The sequence below is a fragment of the Shewanella sp. 10N.286.51.B8 genome (assembly GCF_041469325.1).
Lineage (GTDB): Bacteria > Pseudomonadota > Gammaproteobacteria > Enterobacterales > Shewanellaceae > Shewanella.
Genome location: NZ_JBFRKG010000009.1, coordinates 121,534 through 142,959 on the forward strand (window position 1 = coordinate 121,534; position 21,426 = coordinate 142,959).

Below are 21,426 nucleotides of genomic sequence, written 5' to 3' on the forward strand. Positions count from 1 at the left end.
TCGTTAGGCTAAAGCGCCAACCTATAGCTAAAGCTTCTAGCTCTTTCATATATCTACACATGTAAAAATAACCCGCTAGCCATTAATACAGCTTGCGGGTTATTTATTAGCCATTATTTTTAGCTTGTAACTTTGTCTGAGAGCTATAGCCTAGTAAGCACTAGGCCTCTAAATCCTCGTGTTTATGGACTAAATTAAAATCTGCTAACACCGCATACGCACAGGGAATAATAAACAGTACCAACAAGGTTGAGGTAAATATTCCAAACACAATTGATATTACAATGGGTTTTACAACCTGCGCTTGTAGCGAGGTTTCTAACAGTAATGGCAATAGTCCAGCAGCCGTGGTCAGTGAGGTGAGAAATACTGCTCTGAACCTGTCTCGAGACGCTTTAATTACCGCTTGCTGAATATCATCGCCAATATTTACGTGATGGCGGATATATTGCACCAACAAGATGGAGTCGTTAACCACAATACCCGCTAAAGATACAAAGCCAAGAATTGATGGCATTGATAGATTATGGCCTGTGAGTAAATGGCCCCAAAACACACCTATGAGTGCTAAAGGAATGGCTAACATCACCACAAAAGGTTCTAAATAGCTTCTAAATTGAAAACTTAAAATCGCAAATAATCCAAATAAACCGATAATAAAACCCTGTAAGAAAGAAGCGCCAGTCTTAGCGGTTTCTTTGGCTGCGCCTTCATAATCAACTTTTAGTCCCGGATACTTTTGGCGTAATTCATTAGCGTATTCATTTTGCACTTTGGCGACAATTTCGCTGCCATTGGCTTTGGCATTATCTATGTCAGCCATAATGGTTACAGTGCGCTGACTTTCAATGCGCTGAATACGTACATAAGATCGTTCAAAGTCTAATGTTGCTACTGCGCTTAATGGTATCTGATTACCGTTACTTAACATGATTGGGAAGTTAGCTAACGCTTGCAGATTACCTGCTTGCTGTTTATTCAACCTGACTTGTATTTCGATGTTTTCAGGGCCTGATTGCACATCATCTGCGGTTTGGCCAAAGTATGCCGCACGCAGTTGCGATGCTACCATCTCACCATCAACACCATAATTTTCAGCGCCATCTTTTAATTTTACCAGTACTTCTTCTTTGCCTGGGCGCATGTCATCTAAAATGCCATTAACCCCAGAAAACTGACTTAAGTAAGATTGCAAATCAACGGAGGCCAGTTTCAACGTGGCTAAATTATCATGCTGCAGTCTGACTTCAACATCACGGCCAGCAGGGCCCATACTCGGTTGTTTAAATACCAAGGAGATGGGCTCTGCAATATCACCACTGGCGCTGCGCCATGCTGAAATGAAGTTATCAATCAGGGTTTCGCGGGTTTCAGCTGATAACAAATCTAATCTTACCGTTGCCACATGTGGGCCTTGTTCGCCCGCATCCGCATTGACATTATATTGCTCGGTAACGTAGCGGATGAGATTCGACTGTTCGCCATTTAGTTGCGTTAATTTATCGCCAACGGTATTGGCTGCAGCAACCAAGTGACTAACGACAGTTTTGGTTTGCTCTAAAGTGGAACCTGGTGGCAAAATGATTCTTGCTTCAGCAATATCGCCATCGAGTTCAGGAAAGCCGACAAATTTTACCGCGCCACCTGCCACTAAGGCAAAAGACAGCATTAAACCGCCAAGTGTAAGCCCAAGGCTGGCATAGCGCCATTTCACCACAAAGGTAACGGCATTAACTAAGGTGTTGTTTTTGAAGTGTTCAAACTTTTCTAAAAAGACCCGTTTAAACTTTAACGGTGGTTTCTGCTGTTTATTAGATTTTAGCGAGTGACTTAAGTGATTCGGTAAAATCAAGAATGCTTCAATTAAGCTCACACTTAAGACCATGATTAATACCAGTGGCACCACCGACAATACCGCGCCCATTTGCCCGTCTAACCACAATAAACTGCCAAAAATAAACACTGTGGTTAAAAATGATGAAAATACGCCTGGGGCGACTTTATTTACCCCTTGGATCACCGCCTCATTGGTGGGCAAGCCTTTTTCAACATGGGCAGCAACGGATTCGGCAATAACAATGGCATCATCCATCATAATACCAATGGCCATTAGTAAGCCGACTAGGCTCATAATGTTGATTGATACGCCAAACATGCTCATTAAGAACAGGCCGCCCATAAAGGCTACAGGTAAGCCCGCTGAAACCCAAAACGAATAGCGTAACGAGAAAAATAACCACATCGAAAAGAACACTAAGATGATACCTTGCCAACCATTTCGCAGCAGCATTGATAATCGGTCTTGCAGTAGTGAAGATAAATCGTTGGTTAAGGTTAGGGTCACGCCATCGGGGGCTATAAGCCGTTCTTGTGCGATAAACTCAGTGACTCTGGACTTAATTCTTAAGGCATCATCGGCTTTGTTTTTTTGCACTTTAAGCATGGCCGCAGGTTGGCCGTTAAAGATGGTATGTTCTTCCTCAAGCTCAAATAAGTCGGTGATGGTAGCAATGTCGCCTAAGGTAACCACGCCGCCTTCAGTATTAGAGGAAACGATGATTTTACTGAGGTTATCAGGGGTGATTTGTCGTTCATCAAAACGGATCAACAGGTTTTTATCAGAAAGCTCGATACTGCCAGCGGGCATTTGGACATTTTGCCTGCCCACTTTATCAGCTATTTCGGCTACTGTTAGCCCTAAGCGACGAATATCCGCTTCGTTTAACTCGACTCGTATTTGATGATCTGAAAAGCCAGACACGCTCACTAAGCTCACGCCCGCCTCGATTTTTAACCGTCGCTTTAAATCCTCAGCATAGGATTTAAGGTGTGGCAAGCTGGCATCTGCAGCGATGGCAATATCTACAACCGGTTCAGCCCAATCAAGCTCTTTGACCGTTGGTGGGTCAATTTGCGCCGGAAAGTCTTTAATGGCGTTAATTTCGGTTTGAATATCAACCAAACTGCGGCCAATGTCGGCTTCGCCATTAAGTTTTACCGTCAATGATGCAATCCCTTCTTGGGCGTCACATTTCACTTCTTCGATATTACTTAAGCCATCAATGGCATCTTCCATACGCAGGCACAGGCTTTCTTCCACTTCTGCTGGAGATGCGCCGGGGTAAACCACACTGGCGATAATGTAAGGCGGACTAAATTCAGGAAAGGTTTCACGTTTAATGTTACCAATACTGCTTAAGCCCATGACAAAAAATGCCAACATCATTAAGTTAGCAATGGTGGGGTGACGAGTGAAAAAATTAATCACAGTGCCTGCTCCTCGTCATTCGCTAGATCACTTGTTACTGGGGTAGTGGTTTCGTTCGCTGTTGATAATTTAAGCCCCATGCCATTAATGGCAGGAATTAAGTCATTGGTAACCACACGGTCATTTTGGTGAATATTGCCTTTAATGGCGACGCCATTGTCGGTTCTAAATAGCACTTCAACCTGTTTAATAACCAGCTTGTTGTCTTGATCCATTAAATAAACTTGCTCACCATGTAAGGCTTTTTCTGGGATAACGTAATGCTCTGAGGGATAACCTTTAATATAGGAGGTGACAAACATGCCCTTGGTTAATGGCGGTTTAGCTAACAAATTCATTTGGTTGAAATCTTGATCAACTTCAAGATAAAAACCTATCGTCGCTTGATCTGGGTTTATGGTATCGGCAACGCGAGTCAATTTAGCTTGCCATTGGTGTAAGGTTTTACCCATATTGACCGTGATATGAGTGTCAAAATTAACTTTTTCAATTGAAGGTAATGCAGAGGTATCTCTTGGCAGTTCATTAATTGAATGAATTAAGGTTTCGGCATCAAATAATGACAATTCAGCCTTTATTTCAACTGCGCCTAATTGATGGGCCTCGAACAACACAGCGCCATTGGTGACGGCTTGAGCTTGCTCAATGTTGACCTCGGCAATGCGTGCATCAAAAGGCAAAGTAAAGCGAGTATTATTGAGTTGACGTTGGGCATCTTCCAGTAAAGCTTGATTAACCTTAACTTGCGCCGCAGTGACTTTTTTATCATCAGGCAACAAGCTTAAGCTGCTGGTTAAGTCTTGCACTAAGTTACGCTGGGCCAGTAAAGCTTGTTTTTGGGTTTCAAGTTCTGATTTTGAGATCAAGTTTTTCTTATTTAACGATTGTTTACGTTTATATTCTTGATCAACTAAGGTCAGTCGTTGGCGCTCAATTTCTATGCTTGATTGTAAGTTTATTTCTTGCTGATTTAGCTGTACTAACTGCGCTTGAGCTGAATTATAGTTAGCTTCAGCTTGAGCAAGTTTTAGTTGGTATTCAAGAGGGTCAATGGTTAACACTAAGGTGCCAGCCTTGATCAATCTGCCCGTTTCAAGCTCAGGGTGGCGATAAGTAATTTTGCCGCCCACTTCGGCAATGCCTTGCCAGATATGCTTTGGAGCCACACGACCATAGGCTTTGATCACAGGTTGTACGGGCTGTTTTGTCAGGCTAATAACATCGACCAGGCGTGATTTATCATGGTTGGGTTGCAACTCTGGTGACGAGCGTAATGATATCGCAGCGATAAAGATGATAATACCGGCGATGATGCCTGGAAAAACATAGTGTCTTTTTAACGGGGTCATGTTAAGCGTCCTGACTGAGTTGAGATTCATTGGCAATAAGCCCATGACGTAATATTAGTGCATTTTGCTTAGCTAAATGCTGTAAAAATTCTGCTGAGGTTTTAATATTCAATGCTTGTTTAAATATGTCAGGCATTAAGAATGGAAATACCATTAAACTAATAAAACTCATTTTGGCACACATTGGATCAATACCTTGCTGTAGACGGTTTTGCTGATGCATCTTTTCAAAAATGGTTAACCTATTTTTCGGGAATAAACTCAATAAATTGGCTTGCAGCTCTTGGTTTTTCTTGGTGGTTTTAAGGCTGGCGGTGCGAAATATGAGTTTCGGAAAATCTGGGTTTTGACTCATAATTTTATAAAAGGCCAGTAATATTTTTTCTGGTGAATCTTGAGTCGATTTTTCCTTGGAATTATTTAATTGGGCATGAACTGGCTCAATGGTTTCCTTGAGCATTTCGGCAAAAAGCCCCAATTTAGATTGAAAATAATAGCGGATTAAACTTGCATCCACTTTTGCTTTAGCAGCAATGGCTCGAATAGAGACTTTATCGTAATCATTATCGACAAATAAGGTTTTTGCTGCATTGATAAGTGCGCAGCGATTATCTGCTTTGACAGCTGGCCTACCGACTGGCTTTTTAACTGGCATTATTTTTTTAGGCATAAATTCAACACAGCTTTGAAGATACCTAGCGTATCCATTAATTCATTAAGTGTAGAATATGGTAAAGCAATGCAGCGGATTGTTTTAGTGAATTAATTCTTCAATATTCATCATCTGATGAATTATTTAACTAGATCACAAATACAAGCGCTAGTGAAGGCTGGGATTAGCGGAATAGCTATTTACTGCCATGAAGTCAATGATTAAAGCTACAAGTCGAAGCATAATTTTACCTATAAAACCACTTGGCAAACTTAGTGGTGTTATTTTGCAAAGAAGCAAAGAACAGTGAGCTATTAATAGGAAAGATAAAAACTGCCATTAAAAAAGGCTAGCAATGCTAGCCTTTCATCTAAATGGTCAATTGAGTTATAGATCAGATCGCAGTGGTGAGAATTTCGCGGCTTACTGCTAAGTCAATATCGCCATGTTCGCCAAGTTTAGTCATGCCATGGCTTTCAAGTGCAGCAACTAATACGTCAACTTGCTCTGCACCAAGATCAATATCACTTAGGCGTGTAGGGACTTGCATTAACTTAAAGAAGTTTTCGGTAGCCTCAATAGCTTGATCAATTTTTTGCTCATCGCTACCTGTTGTGATGCCAAATACACGTTCAGCATACTGAACTAATTTTGCATGTTTTTGCTCACGACGCACTTTCATTACCGCAGGAAGCACGATTGATAAGGTGCGCGCATGATCAATACCATGGCTTGCTGTTAGTTCATGGCCAATCATATGTGTAGACCAATCTTGTGGTACACCGGCGCCAATCAAGCCGTTAAGCGCCATAGTGGCAGACCACATGATATTAGACCTAATCTCTAAATCGTCTTTTGTTTCAGCAGCAAGGGCTTTAGGGCCTTCTTCAATTAAGGTTTGTAGTAAACCTTCACTGAAACGGTCCTGTACTTTAGCGTTTACATCAAAGGTTAAATACTGTTCCATGATGTGGATATAAGCATCAACAACACCATTACCAATTTGACGGTCTGATAAAGATAAAGTGACTGAAGGATCAAGCACTGCAAATAACGGACGTACTAATGGGCTACCAAAAGGCAATTTATTACCATTACGAGTAATAACAGAGCCGCCATTTGATTCAGAACCCGTAGCAGGTAAGGTTAATACGGCACCAATAGGTAATGCTTGTTCAATTTTGGCGCCTTTTGCGACGATATCCCAAGGGTCATCACCTTCAAATTTCGCAGCAGCAGCAATAAATTTAACCCCATCGACCACTGAGCCGCCACCGACTGCTAGCAAGTAATCGATGTTTTCAGCTTCAATGATGGTTTGTGCCTTCATTAACGTATCGTATTGTGGATTAGGCTCAATACCTGAAAACTCAAACCATGTGTGATCTTTGAGCGCATCAGACACTTGCTGATAAACACCATTTGATTTAATGGAGCCGCCGCCATAAACAACTAATATTTTAGCTGATGTTGGAATTTCCTTTGAGATAGCGCTAATTTGGCCCTCACCGAAATGAATTTTAGTGGTATTTTGGAATGTAAAATTAAGCATGAGAATATCCTAAATAACGAATTTATGACTCAGTGATCTGAGCAACTAATTTTTGTGCTGTTAATGATGAGCTTGCAGGATTTTGGCCTGTAATAACTAGCCCATCTTGAACTGAAAACGCATGCCAGTCAGCTGCTTTTTGGTAATCTGCATCACGTTTTAGTAATTCATCTTCTAATAAAAAAGGAACTACATCAGTTAATTGCACAGCATCTTCTTCACTATTTGTAAAACCAGTTACCGCTTTACCTTTTACAAGGTACTGGTCATCTTGTTTTACGTTAAGTAACGCTGCCGTTGCATGACATACCGCAGCAACAGGTTTGTTTTGAGCAATAAATTGCGCGATTAATTTAATAGAGTCTGCATTATCTGTTAAGTCCCACAGTGGACCGTGACCGCCAGGATAAAATACCGCGTCGTAATCACTGGCATCAATATCAGCTAATACGTTGGTGTTAGCCAGTGCCATTTTAGCTTGGCTATCGTCATCAAAGCGCTGAGTGTCAGCGGTTTGAAAGCCTTCTAGTTCACTGCTTGGATCAATCGGTGGTTGTCCGCCTGCTGGCGATGCGAGGGTGATTTCAAAACCTGCATCTAAAAACACATAATATGGAGCGGCAAATTCTTCGACCCAAAAACCAGTTTTGTTACCCGTGTTGCCTAGTTCTGAATGAGAGGTAAGCACCATTAATACTTTTTTCTGTGTCATTTTAAAACCCTTTTATTTTAGTTATTACGGCAAGTACAAAGCTTGCATAAGTTCTGATGTAGAGTGATTCAAAAGAGAAAGTCATTATCTCTTTGTTGAAAGTGGCTACAGTATAGAAAGCCAATTAGCATCTGACAATGCAGATATAATTGACTTCATTGTTTAAATAATTGATACAATATTCCAGTAAATAAACTCTTGGATATTAAAATATGAATGTGTCATTTGAGCAGTTGAAAAGCATGGTGGTGTTTGCCCAAGTTGTTGAACAGGGCAGTTTAAGCGGCGCAGCAAAGCATATTGGTCTTTCAAGGGCGGTAGTGAGTTATCACATAAAAAAGCTTGAAGCGCATTTAGAGGTAAGACTGTTAAATCGATCTACTCGAAGTATTAGTTTGACCGAAGAAGGTGAAGCCTATTATCAATCTTGTAAAGTGATAGCCGATCAAGCTAACACGGCCAACAAGCAAATTGAGAATATGAAAAGTGAGCCTATGGGTTTGATTAGGATCACCTGTCCTGTCAACGCTGGCTTAGAAACCATAGTGCCAGCCCTTAATGAATTTAAACGTTTGTACCCAAAAATTGAACTTGATGTGATGTTAACTGATGAAATCGTTAAAATTATCAATCAAGGCATTGATCTAGCTATTCGTGGTGCGCCTTTGGTTGACTCAGGCTTACAGGCAACTAAATTATGTGTGCTCAAAACTTGCCTATGTGGCTCGGTTGAGTATTTTAATAAATACGGCAGGCCAGAAACCCCAGCTGATTTATCCAGCCATGACTGGGTGATGTATAAACCACAAAAAAAAGTGCTGCATCTTAATAAGGGTTCACGCTCATTTAGTATTGAAATGAAAGGCTCAATTACCACCAATAACGCCTCAGCGCGTACCGCATTCATTGAAGGCGGCCATGGGATAGGGCGAGTGCCAACCTATGATGCTTGGCCAAAAGTGAAACAGGGCAGTTTAGAAACCGTATTGGATGATTATCAATTTAGTGACATTACCATTTATGGGGTATTTCCACCCGGGGCGACAGACTCTAAAAAAGTGCGCTTATTGCTAGATTTCTTAAAAGCGTACTTTGATAAAAAAATACGTAATCTTGAGCAATCGATTTTGTGAGTTGAAGCCTATTAGGTAAATCTGCAGCGATGTTTAACGATATTAAAATTTTGATAAACATTTAAGTGTTGATCAGATTTTATTATTGTTTGTGATGTTGATTATCAACAGGTTTTATTTTTTAATGATTGTATTGTTCGTCTTCAAATAAATTAAATAGTGTATTTGTGAAATTTTTTATGACGGCATTAGGTCTAATTAAATGACCGTTGTGAAAGCACAGTTGCTAGCTTGAATATAAGTGACATTAACTATTAATTTATTGGAGTTGAACATGAAGACTAAATTAACATTAGCGATTGCTATGGGATTATTACTCAGCAGTTTTACAGCCCAGTCCGCCAGCATAACCTTTCATGACGATCTTGATGTCGATAGCGTTAATGGTGTTATTGTAGAGTTTCAGCGTGAGGTAGACTTAGGCCAAGGGCTACATTTGTTAGAAATTAGCTATAGTGATTTATTTCAAGATAATGCCGATGACTCAGGTTATTGGGTAAAATCAGAGCCGCTATATTTAAGACTCGATGTACAGGGCAGTGAAACATATCATTTAGACATACCAGAATTGTATTCTGCAGATGATGCCAAAGACTTTCTACAAAACCCGATTATTTCATTAACCACAGATGGTAATAATTATAAAGATATTACCTTATTAAGCCAATCTCAATTATTTACCCTGTTATTACATCAAAAGTAATGGTTAATATTTTGTCATTGCAATTTGCTGTTTCAATTTTTAAATTATTTAAAAACGCTATTGAATTTATTTTAACTAGCGTTTTTGGGGTTGTAAATTTAAAGGAGAATAATGATATAAAAATGAGAGAGCTCATATTTGAGCTGTAAATATAAACAAGAAAATAACCTAATGACTGCTTACACTCGGTAAAATATAATCAGCCGTGTATAAATTTAGCGATGCTAGACATCATCTTAGTAACATCATTTTAGCAACGTCATCTTGCTTTTTAATCCGTTAAAGCCTGCTATACGCTATATTTTACTATTGTTTCTTGCGTTCCTTTCTGAGGATCCTTATCATCCGTATCCCAATTTGAAAAAGGCAACATCATGGCTATCAGAATCAAGCTTAGACCAAAGCGTGAGAAATCACTTGAACGTAAACACCCTTGGGTTTTTGCAAGTGGTATACACAATATTAAAGGAAAACCACAAGCTGGTGAAACTGTTGATGTTGTAGCCCATGATGGTCATTGGTTAGGTCGTGGTGCTTGGTCACCAGAGTCGCAAATTCAAGTGCGTATTTGGAGCTTTGATAAAGAAGAAGCTATCGATAGAGACTTTTTTGTTCGCCGCATTCAACGAGCCCAAGCAGGCCGTGAAGCATTAATTGCTGAGCAGGGTTTAACCGGTTACAGACTGGTTGCTGCTGAGTCAGATGGACTGCCTGGCATAACCATTGATAAATACGCTAATGTATTAGTGTGCCAGTTACTTAACACGGGCGCAGATTACTGGCGTGATACCTTAGTATCAGTCCTCGCTGAGCTTTATCCTGATTGCGCTATCTATGAGCGCTCAGATGTTGACTCTCGTAAAAAAGAGGGGTTAAAGCCGGTAACGGGTTTACTTCATGGTGAGCTGCCAGAAATGCCAGTGATCATTGAAGAAAACGGCATTAAAATCGCAGTTGATGTCACTAAAGGTCATAAGACCGGCTTTTATTTAGACCAACGTGATAACCGCAATATTGCTGCCAGATTTGTAAAAGACAAGTCAGTACTTAACTGTTTTTGTTACACCGGCACCTTTGGCTTATACGCCGCTAAAGGCGGCGCATCGAGCATTGAAAACGTTGATGTGTCGGCGTTAGCGTTAGATACCGCCCGTAAAAATATGCAAATCAATGGCTTTAATGATGACCATGTTAATTACCATGAAGCTGATGTATTTAAGCTATTACGCCAGTACCGTGACGAGGGTAAAACCTTTGATGTTATTGTATTAGACCCACCAAAATTTGCCGATAATAAAGCCCAACTAAACGGTGCTTGTCGCGGATACAAAGATATCAACATGATTGCGATGCAGTTATTAAATCCAGGCGGCATTTTACTGACATTCTCTTGTTCTGGGCTGATGCCTGCGGACTTATTCCAAAAGGTTGTGGCAGATGCAGCCTTAGATGCCAAGCGTGATGTACAGTTTATTGACCGCTTAAGCCAAGCCAGCGATCACCCAATCGGTAGCGGCTTCCCTGAAGGATTCTATTTAAAAGGCTTAGTTGCTAGAGTCTGCTAATTTTACACCATTTGCGCTGAAGCTTGCTTCAGAGCTGGGGATTAAAGGCTACTTTCTGGTAGCCTTTTTTTATGCCAAAATAACTTGAAGTAGGCAGATATTAAGGTCAGACTTTTTGTCTTCACAGCAGCATCTTGAATCATAAGATATGATTCAACTAACCAATAAAAAAGTTAGACTTTTTATCTGCCCTCAGTGGTCTTTTCACTTAAAAATACGCTGGCTTTAGAATGCGTAAAACCCTATCACTTATATAACACTCGTTTATGCCTGGGTTCGCTCTGTGATGATCTGCTCAATTTTACTAGGCTATTACTGTGTTTATTGATAGCACAGTATAACTAGACTACTTTTAGGCTAGGTTTTGTCGTTCTGGACCTCGATGTGTTCGAGATAAATTGATATTGAACTAGCTTGTTAGGCCATATAGGCGCATATTCAATAAACCCACGCCAAGTGATTGAAGGAGTGGCAAATTACTCGCTATGACAGAATGAGATAGAGATAACTCATTGGTGACAAGCCATACCAACCCAAGCAGCAAAGGTTAAACTCAATAACAAAATATTTCTATTCAAATTCATTCCTTATCATTGATTAATTGAATCGCTGAATGAGATGGGAAAGATTATTCCTGAAGCAACAGCAAATTTTTTGCCACAAAACCATCAATAATCATTTGATGCAAACGCAACAAACCAAGAGGTTGCCAATTGACTATGTATAATTTTTTTTTGAAGTACTACAGCCGCACAATGGTAATTTTTCTTTGTGTTATCTTGTCAGGTTGCGCGATTTTTGTGGGTTTTAATTACGATAAGTTATACGGTAAAGCGCAGCCCCAACAGCGCATGGTAGAAACAAACTCAGTTCAAGCTCAAAGCTATATTAATGATGTTAAACCTATAATCGATAACCGATGTGTTGTCTGCCACGCTTGTTACGATGCGCCTTGTCAACTTAAGATGTCATCCGCTGAAGGTATAGACCGTGGTGCGAATAAAGATAAAGTGTACCAAGGTACGCGGTTACTTTCTGCAAATACTACTCGCATGTTTCTCGATGCCCAAACAACTGCGCAATGGCGTGATAAAGGCTTTACTCCAGTACTGAATGAACGCTCACAATCACCAGCAGCCAATATACAAGCCGGTGTTATTGCGCGAATGCTACTGTTAAAACAAAGCCATCCTTTACCAACAGAAGACATACTTGATGACTCGTGGGACTTCTCCCTTGATCATAACCAACAGTGCCCATCGATTGAAGAAATGGACAGCTATGAAGAGGATTTCCCTAAATGGGGGATGCCTTATGGCTTACCGCAAATATCAAACAATGAAAATAATATCTTGTTGCAGTGGCTTTCGAAAGGCGCACCAATGACAGCTGTCGCTCCTCCTTCAAGCAATGAACTTATAGCGGTGGAGAAATGGGAAACATTCCTCAATAAAAAATCATTAAAACAACAACTAACAAGTCGCTATATATTTGAACATTTGTTTGTTTCACATTTATATTTCGAGAACGAGGAAATTGGCCTGCAAGGGGTACCCACTTTTTTTAAATTGGTTAGATCGAAAACCGCCCCTGGGGAAGTCATCGATGTCATCGCAACACGTCGACCTTACGATGATCCAAAGACAGATTCGTTTTACTATCGCTTAGAACAAGTGCGCGAAACCATTGTCGATAAAACACATATGCCATATGCACTCAGCGATAAAAAGCTTGAGCGTATAAAGTCATTGTTTATTGAGCCCAATTATACAGTTAGCGCTTTACCAAGTTATAAACCATCAGTTGCTGCAAATCCGCTTATCGCCTTCACAGAATTACCCGTAGAGGCGCGCTATAAGTTCATGCTTGATAATGCGCAAAATACCATTATGGCGTATATAAAAGGCCCGGTATGTCGAGGACAGCTTGCACTTGATGTTATTAATGACCGATTTTGGGTATTTTTTGTCGACCCTGATATGTCTAGCCTCTCACAATTAAATGAATTTTATCGCTCACAGTCCGACAACCTAACCCTTCCGGCTGAGCAGGAAAGCAATACTTTGCGGCCTGTGAGTAATTGGATTAAATATGCTAGACAACAGGGCCGCTTTCTTCGGGCTAAAAATGCATTCATGGAAGAAGAATTCGAAAATAATGAGCACTTAACGACTCAGCTAATTTGGGACGGCAATGGTACGAATGCTAATGCTAGCCTAACGGTATTTCGCCATTTTGATAATGCATCAGTCGTGAAAGGCTTAATCGGTGAGCAACCTAAAACCGCTTGGGTTATCAGTTATTCGTTATTAGAGCGCATTCATTACCTGCTTGTGGCTGGTTATGATGTCTATGGTAATTTTGGCCATCAATTAATTACTCGCATGTACATGGATCTTCTTCGCATGGAAGGTGAGTCGAACTTTTTAACCTTGTTACCAACGAAAAACCGTCACCAAGAGCTTGCTGATTGGTATCAAGATGCAAGTCTGTATTTAACAGATCATCTTGAAGGCAATATCAATGAGTTCAGTAAACCCACAGAAGTTATTTATACGACAAACGACCCTAAATATGAATTATTGCAAATGCTCAAACAGCGAGTCGCAAAGGTAACGCCAACTCGTTATGCACTTGAGTCAACCCAGCTTTCAGATGAGAGTAAGGCGCACCTTCAAAGGATTAATCATCTACAAGGGGAAAATGCATCTATATTCCCTGAACTTACTTATATTGTGATTGAAGCTGCAGATACCTCTGTTGAACCTCAGCTTTTCACCCTAATAAGAAACAGTGCCCATAAAAACATCTCTAGCTTATTTGATGAAGAATCCAACCGGCTATATAAACGTGATAATGTGACACTGGTTAACGGCCTACTTGGAAGTTACCCCAATGCTTTTTGGCGCGTAAAAGAAGCTGAGCTGCCAGCATTAGTCGCTCAAGTTCTCAAGGTTAAAACCAATGCTGATTACAAAAGATTGTTAGATAACTATGGCATTCGAAGAACTGACCCTGCTTTTTGGGCATTCAGTGACACCTTGATGACGCAATACAAAAAAAATCATCCAATAGATGCAGGCATACTTGATTACAATCGAATTCAAAACAGATAATCATATTAGCGATGAAAGATAATTGGCTTCAATATTACTAGTATTCTTGTATATGATTTTAAAATAATTTAACTGTTGTTTCCGAGAAATTTGTTATCAATTTAACTCATCATTTTGTTTGAGTGGCCAAGGGGGAATGGTCACTCATTTAGAACCGAGCTAGCTTATTTCTGGACAGAAATGCGTTACGAAGTTCTGAAAGTTTTCATATTTCGGATAACCTCAGCTATGACAAAGTACGAGTATCACCTACAAGCAAGTGGCCAGTTTAAGTAATCCACTACACTTAGTAACAGATGAAAAAAATGCCATTAACAATGGCTGGCCAGATTTCTTTGATTGAGCTAACACATCAATATCAGACCATTCTTTGGCTTTACCCACATCGACTTTAAGCACGACATGTAAGTGGTTACTCATCACCGCATAAGCACAAATATCAATAGCAAAAATCGTCGCCTATTCAATAATACGGCTATCAACCCACTCTCGGCGATGTTCATAGTTATCACCAGTCGACTTATCAAATCCACACAAAAATGCTTTGCGCACCACCCGCGTACAGCAGTGATAGTAAGGGGTATCTTCTAAACTCACGAGTGTTTTTCTAGGTCTGGCCATCATCAACTACCGAATATTAAGTAATGACTAAAGCCTAGTAGAGTGTTTGATATTTAGCCTCCTGGAATGGGTGGCCATGTTATTAAAATTCTTATCAAATAATAGCGATACTGAATGAGAATTCATTGATTCTTTTAATAAGGTTCAAGTCAATTAATAAAATAATTCATTAAATATATAACTTACGTCAGAATTAAACCCAAGTTAACGCCTAAAAAACCAAAAATAACAGCAACAAACCCCATAAAGACCGACAGATTCAGTATATTTAACTTTCATATATAACACCTGTTTTAATTATCACATCAAAAAGACAGCCCTCTAAATCGATCGATATTCAAACAGCTAGCTGCTTAATTTACCCGAGTGTCGCACTTCGGAGTTGAATTCGGGGAGAACTATTTTACCGAAAAATTAGACATTTAGGTTGAAAAATACAAAAAACAAATGTAGAGTTTTAACAAAAAGAAAACAAGTTAATGATAAAAAGGAAGTAATTTTAAAACAGCGATTTATATCTATAATAGGGATTTTAGTATTAGCTGGGTGTGCAAGTAATTCGAAGTTTTCAAAAATAGAAACTATTGAATCCAACTTACCTATATATGCAACTCTAGCTATGGATGAAAAAAATAAATTTTATTTTGAAAAATTTAGCTATTCCTCAATACCAAATAGCATCAATTTAAATAACTTGACACATAATTTTCCTACTCAAGATGGTATATGTGCTAAACACCTTGTTGAACGGAATAGTGAAGTGAATAGAAATTTAAATAATAAAATTTTGTGTGACACTGACTTGCAATTCAGAAGCGCCACGGTGAGCACTGGGGCTATTATAGGTAACACCATTGGCAATGCATATGCTGCACTAGCTAGCATGGGTATTGGAGTATCAGCTTATTATGGTGTAGAATTTGACACTGAAGAGTATGAAGATGCTTTATCTCAAGCTTTAGCTAAAGTTAATCGAGTTACAATTATCAATGATGCAAATCAATTATTTTATGAAACTAATTCATCTCTTCAACTGAGCAAGATAAAGTTTGAAGAAATGCGCAATAAATTACAATCTAAACTCGGTAAATCAATTAAAATAAATGACACAAGCAAGCTATTTGCTAAAAATGAAATCGTACATATAGAAAAAACGAGCAGTATGCCCCCCATTAGCAGGAATGTAATTTGGCAAGACAACAACGAATTAAAAATATATTTATTAAAGAAGCTTGATGAAAGTAGAAGTGAAGGTAAGCTGACACTACAATGCTCGCGACTCAAAAGTTTTCACTTTTCCACTGAAGGTTGCGAGCAAAGTTGGGACTATGATTCCAAGCACACAATAGACCCTATCACTTATAATGTTAAATCTGCTAATCAATATGTTTTTGAGCCACACTTTGATATGAACGATAGTAATATCGCAATCAGATTAACTTCCAATGGTTATCTAAAAGTAGAAAATAGAACTAATTCATTTATTACTATTAATAGCTTATCATTATATTTTGGTGCTGACATAGAAACCGACTCCAATATAAACTTAGAAATTCCACCAAGCGCGACATCATCAAACATGTCAATTCACAGCTTCAATATATATGATAAAAATCGTAAATTAAAAAATATCAAAAAAGAAAACCTAGAAAAAGAATTAAGCCTTGGTTTGGCTTTAAAATATAAAGTCCTGAACACCAATAAAGAAAATACTTTATATGATACAAATATATATAAGTATAGTGAGTTCTCAGGTCAAGTCATCTAAAAAGAGGTTTAGAACCAACAGTTAAATGATTCAATCTAACTGTTGGTTCTAAATTTGAAATCAATTACCTCTATCCATAACTCTAAATGCCCCATCAATAGTCCCCCTCACCGGTGTTGTTGATCAAATCCCAGGTCTAGACACTGCTCTTCATCGAATTAGGCTACTTGTTTCCTAATTGGCATTCCAATTTCTATGACTTTGTTTATTGCCTGTACTCCTGCCAATGTTTCACCTACCTGAGCTTTGTAATCTCGTAAGCTAAGTTTCGGACTTATCAGTTGCTTGTATCGGTACATAGCTGTCTCTGACAGTGACCTCTGGTGATAATCATTATACAGTTTCCATTGTGTGTAGTGGTATAGCGAATTTGGCCACTCTATTGAAGGTGATATTAGATTATTGAGGGTAAATACAAATGACTAAACCTCGAGAGATATCCATTTCAAACACGTTTTGGGGCATAAACGCTTTAGCAAGCTAATATCTGCCATCAAAAGTAAGTTAGAAAGTTACTATCTAGCTTGAAAGAGATCTTGCTCTAAGAAGTCTAAACAACTGCTATAGTTAAGTTTACTGACTGATATATAGGTGACATGATGAAGTTAAAATTAATGATGTTAATAAGCGCTGTGCTTTTGTTCCTTGCTAGTCCTTCCTATGCTAAGGATGGTTATCAGATATCCACCTCAACTAGCGGCACCTTTATTAAAGCGTATCCACTGGATAATAATCAAACGCTCGTGATTGCAGAAGGGCGGCTTGAACCACGATCAATTGGTACTATGAGCATTAAATTATATGCTGACTTAAATGTGGGAGATTTTATTGATGGGCTGATTATTGCCCGAGATGGCACCATATTGTCGGTGGCTATTGAGTCTGAACCGCTTCGCAAAATAACCATTACCACAGTAACTGCAGGTAGCGGTAATTATGAAAACACGCAGCTGGTTTGTATCAATAATGACAGCTTGTCATTATGCTAATAGGGCATTTACGGCCTTTATTCCTATGTTGTATTCAATGAATGAATAAATAACCAAAAAGCCACTTAAAGTGGCTTTTATTGTGTGGAGAGATAGATTTTAGCAGCCTTGTTAATTTAACAAGTCAAAGGCACACTAGCCAATAAGCCTCTAACTCATCCAGTAAAGCCCTAAGCTTGCTAAACAGGCGAGTAATACACTGGCTTCAAAAATAATTTTACTGCTTAACAGCTTGGTTTTACCCTCTTTCAAATTGGCAATCAATTCGTTTTGCTTGTACACCCGACAGGTAAGCTGTTCTGTTTGGGGATCAATAAGCAACTGCAACATGCAAGGTTTGCCATTTTGTAGCTTAATTTGGTGAGTACTGCGCTGACCAAAGTTAATTTTGCTTGAAACCACTTTGTCGTTAACTAATACTCGCTCAACACCACTCCAGTCACTGGCATGCAACTCAATTTTCTCTTGATTCAGCTGATATGTAAAACTTGTCATGACCTACTCCTTGGCTGCTAAAGCTACCTTAAGATAAGCAGACAAATATGACGTTTTCCAGTTTATCAGATGAACTATTTTTGAATCTTAGACTATGTACTTGTTGAGATAAGGAAAATATTTTTTATTTCAAAAGCTGACAATACTTGTATATTCGGCGTAATACAGGGGGCCACACTTGAGATTGGCAATGATTTTAAGCTCAAGGGGCGAATAAGTGGAGAGTGATATACCTGCAATCACTAGATGCCTTTTTAAGCGGCGCTGCAGCCTAAATGACAATAATGAGATAGCAGATCTCGCCAGCTTACGATTCCAATAAGCTGTTGGTTTTTAAGTACTGGTAAACAAGTTGTACCTTCAGTTAGTAATATTTGTGAGGCTTGTTCAATTGTTATCTCTGGCCCTATGGTGATCGGATGGTGTGACATTACCTGATGAACTCGTTTTTGCAGTGTATCAATGTCGCGGGTTAACTCGGCAGCTGTGCCTAAATTGGGACTTATGGCGTTAAATAAATCTTTTCGTGATAAAACACCTGCAACTTGATTATGCTCATCCTTCACCACTAAATGATGAAATGGCATATTATCAAAAATGTTTTTAGCGATAGTTATTCTGTCATCCATTTCAACAGTGACAACTCGAGGACTCATTACATGTTCAATTGTTTTCATCGCTTCCTCCCATTCCTTTATTAAGTTATATCAGACAATTGCAGCGACAACAAATATCAAATTAAGATACAGTTTATGAGGTTAAATTCAGCTACTTTGAGGTGTACAGTTCAAAGCTTTCAAAGCTTATTTCTGAGTTATCGCTGAGTTAACAGCTGAGTTTAAACAGGAATTGAAAGATAAATTTAAAATTGATTCAAGATGGGTATAAAGTTAATTTATTGACCTGTCAGAAGTCGGAAACAAAAAGAGCACCTTAAATAGGTGCTCTTTAGCAATTAATGTGCGTTTAAGTATTTTTACTTAATCGGCTGTTATTAAATCAACTGCGCTAACAGTTACTTTGCGCCATTGATAATGGCACGTGCCATATCATCAGCAACATCGCCTGTGGTGCGGTTTTCTGCATCAGCTTGGCTAAATATTTTTAGAAGCGTGTTGTAGATTTCTTCAACTTTTTGAGTTGATTTAGCTGCATCATAGTCACTTTCAAACGAAACATTAATGATACCGCCAGCATTAATGACATAGTCAGGGGCGTATAAAATTCCCATGTCTTTTAATGTTTCACCATGGCGTACTTCTGCTAATTGGTTATTGGCGCAACCTGCAACAATCGTTGCTTTTAATAACGGGATAGTCGTGTCATTGATAGTGGCACCTAAAGCACATGGCGCATACACATCAACATCTTGAGTATAAATGTCTTGTGGAGCAACCACTGTCGCGCCAAATTCAGTCGCCACTTTATCAAGTGATGCTTGATGAATATCAGTTACGATTAATTCAGCGCCTTCTTCATGCAGGTGTTTACATAAGTAATATCCCACATGACCCACACCTTGAACTGAAATTTTAAGGCCTTTTAAGCTATCAAGACCACGTTGGTGTTTTACCGCTGCTTTAATGCCAAGGTAGGTACCTAAAGCAGTATAAGGTGAAGGATCACCACTTTTACCTTCAAGGCCTGCCATGTATGGGGTTTCTTCATGAGCAATCATGATATCGGCTGTGGTTACGCCAACATCTTCCGCTGAAAAATATTTACCGCCAAGTGTATGAATACAGCGGCCAAAAGCGCGGAATAACGCTTCACGATCTGTAGTTTTAGGATCGGCAAGGATCACTGACTTACCGCCACCCATGGTTAATCCAGCAAGTGCATTTTTATAAGTCATACCACGTGAAAGACGTAATACGTCAGTCAGTGCTTCATCATCTGAATCGTAGTTCCACATACGACACCCGCCAACTGCTGGCCCAAGGTTAGTATTGTGAATGGCAATAATTGCTTTTAAGCCACTTTCTTTGTCGTTACAAAACACGACCTGTTCGTGTTCATCAAACGAGACATGATTAAATAGAGCCACTTGTGATCTCCGCTGTGCGATTTATTAGTCGTCAACCACTGCTGATTAACGACGGCTTATGATATTTATTGCAGAACGATAGCATTTAGCGATACTCTCAACAAAGTTAGATTCATTTAATTTTGTGATCTACGTGGCAATTTTGCTTGCCACTTTACGTAAACGTAAACTTTTTAATCGTTTCGTAACATTTTGAGCTGAAAATGAGTGCAATTGTTGAATTAATGATGACAACAAATAACAATAAAATAGGAAGGTAGTATGAGTGAATCAGTGGCTGAGCCGACAACTGCGCAACAAGATCCTGAGCAATTAAGACAGGAATGGGTAAAAACACAATTTCAAAAAGCGAACCGATTTCTCGCTGAAAAAGGTGTAATACCATCAAAAGTCATTGCTGATGAAAGCCGTTATTTAGTGCCTTATTTAGCGATTTGGAAAATGGAGTCCAAGCAGCCAACTAAGCAAACATTTTGGGTGATGTCTGGTGATTTACCGTCTGATTATGTTGATGTTAAAGTTGCTGCAACTGCCCGCGATGCGATTCGTCATTTTTCAATGATGTGGCAACTTAAAGCAGAAAACCTACATAAGTCAGGGGTGACCCGAGATGAAACTCAATTGAAGTTTGCTAACTTATTAGTGTCTCGTGCTGAAAGTCTTTATAAGATGCATGGTGATGAAAAACTATGGGCTGATCAAGCCTAGCAGCTATATTTTAAAACGCCGTAATTAGCTGTTTTTAATAAAAATAACAAAGGCACTTGATAGTGCCTTTTTTGTTGCCTAATCTGCAGTAAATAATTCACGCTATAGAAAGTGGCTTATCTACTACTTACTATTTAGATGACGCAGCATTAGGTTTTGGTTTACCTGTGCCATTGATAGCTTTTGATCTTCAAGTAACACGATTAAGTGATACATTAGATCTGAAGCTTCATTGATCAATTCTTCTTTATCATTAGTGGCTGCCGCTAGTGCTGTTTCTAAACCTTCTTCACCGACTTTTTGGGCAATTCGTTTGGTGCCACGCTCAAATAAAGATGCGGTATAACTTGATTCGGCGCTTTGGCCTTTGCGAGAAATAATCACATTGGTTAAGTTATCGATAAAGCTATGGGCATTACCATCTTCCCAGCAGCTTTCTGTGCCGGTATGACAAGTTGGGCCATTAGGGATGACTTGAACAAGCAAGCTGTCATTATCACAATCTTGATCGATGGCGACTAAATCTAGGGTATTGCCTGAGGTTTCACCTTTTGTCCACAAGCGCTGTTTTGAGCGACTAAAAAAGGTGACTTTGCCTGTTTCAAGGGTTTTAGCCAGTGCTGCTGGGTCCATATAACCTAGCATCAAGACTTTACCGGTAAGGTGGTTTTGCACTACAGCAGGAATTAAGTTTTGTTGTTTTTCCCAATCTAACTTACTGCCATCAAAGGTAATTTGTGTTGTCATA

General features: G+C 39.2%; 16 protein-coding genes and 2 pseudogenes. 7 read left to right on the top strand and 11 right to left on the bottom strand.

Translation table 11 applies throughout. From position 1 onward, the window contains the following. Positions 1–160: 160 nt before the first annotated feature. From AB4160_RS05335 to AB4160_RS05355, 5 genes are all read right to left on the bottom strand, one after another. On the bottom strand, positions 161–3,268 hold the full coding sequence (locus AB4160_RS05335) for an efflux RND transporter permease subunit (protein WP_372003799.1): 3,108 nt from the start codon (positions 3,266–3,268) through the stop codon (positions 161–163). Next, a complete protein-coding gene (locus tag AB4160_RS05340; protein WP_372003801.1) occupies positions 3,265–4,617 on the bottom strand; it encodes an efflux RND transporter periplasmic adaptor subunit in 1,353 nt (450 codons plus the stop codon). Before AB4160_RS05340 ends, AB4160_RS05335 begins: the two co-directional genes overlap by 4 nt. Before the next feature lies 1 nt (position 4,618). Further along, a complete protein-coding gene (locus AB4160_RS05345; RefSeq protein WP_372003803.1) occupies positions 4,619–5,287 on the bottom strand; it encodes a TetR/AcrR family transcriptional regulator in 669 nt (222 codons plus the stop codon). Between the two features lie 376 nt (positions 5,288–5,663). Further along, complete coding sequence (locus AB4160_RS05350; protein ID WP_102476260.1) at positions 5,664–6,821, bottom strand: iron-containing alcohol dehydrogenase; 1,158 nt, start codon at positions 6,819–6,821, stop codon at positions 5,664–5,666. 22 nt (positions 6,822–6,843) lie between these two features. Beyond that, positions 6,844–7,533 carry a type 1 glutamine amidotransferase domain-containing protein gene (locus AB4160_RS05355; protein WP_102476261.1) on the bottom strand — a complete coding sequence of 230 codons (690 nt, stop codon included), beginning with the start codon at positions 7,531–7,533 and terminating at the stop codon, positions 6,844–6,846. A 212-nt stretch (positions 7,534–7,745) separates the two neighbouring features. Here AB4160_RS05355 and AB4160_RS05360 point away from each other — a divergent pair, with 212 nt between their 5' ends. The 4 genes from AB4160_RS05360 to AB4160_RS05375 all read left to right on the top strand — a co-directional run bounded on the left by AB4160_RS05360 (position 7,746) and on the right by AB4160_RS05375 (position 14,050). Continuing rightward, entirely contained in the window at positions 7,746–8,666 is a 921-nt protein-coding gene (locus AB4160_RS05360; RefSeq protein ID WP_372003805.1) for a LysR family transcriptional regulator, read from the top strand. A gap of 274 nt (positions 8,667–8,940) precedes the next feature. After that, a complete protein-coding gene (locus AB4160_RS05365; RefSeq protein ID WP_102476263.1) occupies positions 8,941–9,369 on the top strand; it encodes a DUF2057 family protein in 429 nt (142 codons plus the stop codon). Positions 9,370–9,743: 374 nt separating this feature from the next. After that, positions 9,744–10,934, top strand: a complete 1,191-nt coding sequence (locus AB4160_RS05370; protein ID WP_102436505.1) for a class I SAM-dependent rRNA methyltransferase — start codon at positions 9,744–9,746, stop codon at positions 10,932–10,934. 755 nt (positions 10,935–11,689) lie between these two features. Continuing rightward, positions 11,690–14,050 carry a fatty acid cis/trans isomerase gene (locus tag AB4160_RS05375; protein WP_372003807.1) on the top strand — a complete coding sequence of 787 codons (2,361 nt, stop codon included), beginning with the start codon at positions 11,690–11,692 and terminating at the stop codon, positions 14,048–14,050. Positions 14,051–14,380: 330 nt separating this feature from the next. On the opposite strand, the pseudogene AB4160_RS05380 reads toward AB4160_RS05375, so the two are convergent. Further along, positions 14,381–14,671: pseudogene (locus tag AB4160_RS05380) on the bottom strand (transposase); the annotation flags it as partial. A 427-nt stretch (positions 14,672–15,098) separates the two neighbouring features. Between AB4160_RS05380 and AB4160_RS05385 the strand changes: the two are divergent. Continuing rightward, complete coding sequence (locus AB4160_RS05385; protein ID WP_372003809.1) at positions 15,099–16,439, top strand: hypothetical protein; 1,341 nt, start codon at positions 15,099–15,101, stop codon at positions 16,437–16,439. A gap of 158 nt (positions 16,440–16,597) precedes the next feature. Here the strand turns inward: AB4160_RS05385 and AB4160_RS05390 are convergent. Further along, positions 16,598–16,789 (bottom strand): annotated as a pseudogene (locus AB4160_RS05390) (IS5/IS1182 family transposase); the annotation flags it as partial. A 246-nt stretch (positions 16,790–17,035) separates the two neighbouring features. Between AB4160_RS05390 and AB4160_RS05395 the strand changes: the two are divergent. Then, positions 17,036–17,428 (top strand): PliI family lysozyme inhibitor of I-type lysozyme, encoded by a 393-nt coding sequence (locus AB4160_RS05395; protein WP_303461195.1) that lies wholly within the window; start codon positions 17,036–17,038, stop codon positions 17,426–17,428. A 150-nt stretch (positions 17,429–17,578) separates the two neighbouring features. On the opposite strand, the gene AB4160_RS05400 is transcribed toward AB4160_RS05395, so the two are convergent. From AB4160_RS05400 to AB4160_RS05410, 3 genes are all read right to left on the bottom strand, one after another. Continuing rightward, entirely contained in the window at positions 17,579–17,923 is a 345-nt protein-coding gene (locus AB4160_RS05400; protein WP_102437257.1) for a hypothetical protein, read from the bottom strand. Between the two features lie 254 nt (positions 17,924–18,177). Then, the gene (locus AB4160_RS05405) at positions 18,178–18,600 is read right to left on the bottom strand and encodes a CBS domain-containing protein (RefSeq protein ID WP_372003811.1); all 423 of its coding nucleotides are present in this window, start codon (positions 18,598–18,600) and stop codon (positions 18,178–18,180) included. Between the two features lie 338 nt (positions 18,601–18,938). Continuing rightward, positions 18,939–19,970, bottom strand: coding sequence for a Glu/Leu/Phe/Val dehydrogenase (locus AB4160_RS05410; RefSeq protein WP_076537679.1), 1,032 nt, complete (start codon positions 19,968–19,970; stop codon positions 18,939–18,941). 261 nt (positions 19,971–20,231) lie between these two features. Between AB4160_RS05410 and AB4160_RS05415 the strand changes: the two genes are divergently transcribed. Continuing rightward, on the top strand, positions 20,232–20,678 hold the full coding sequence (locus AB4160_RS05415; protein ID WP_102437261.1) for a DUF4826 family protein: 447 nt from the start codon (positions 20,232–20,234) through the stop codon (positions 20,676–20,678). Positions 20,679–20,801: 123 nt separating this feature from the next. Here the strand turns inward: AB4160_RS05415 and hisIE are convergent, their stop codons facing one another. Further along, complete coding sequence (gene hisIE, locus AB4160_RS05420) at positions 20,802–21,425, bottom strand: bifunctional phosphoribosyl-AMP cyclohydrolase/phosphoribosyl-ATP diphosphatase HisIE (protein WP_303461197.1); 624 nt, start codon at positions 21,423–21,425, stop codon at positions 20,802–20,804. Between the last annotated feature and the right edge of the window lies 1 nt (position 21,426).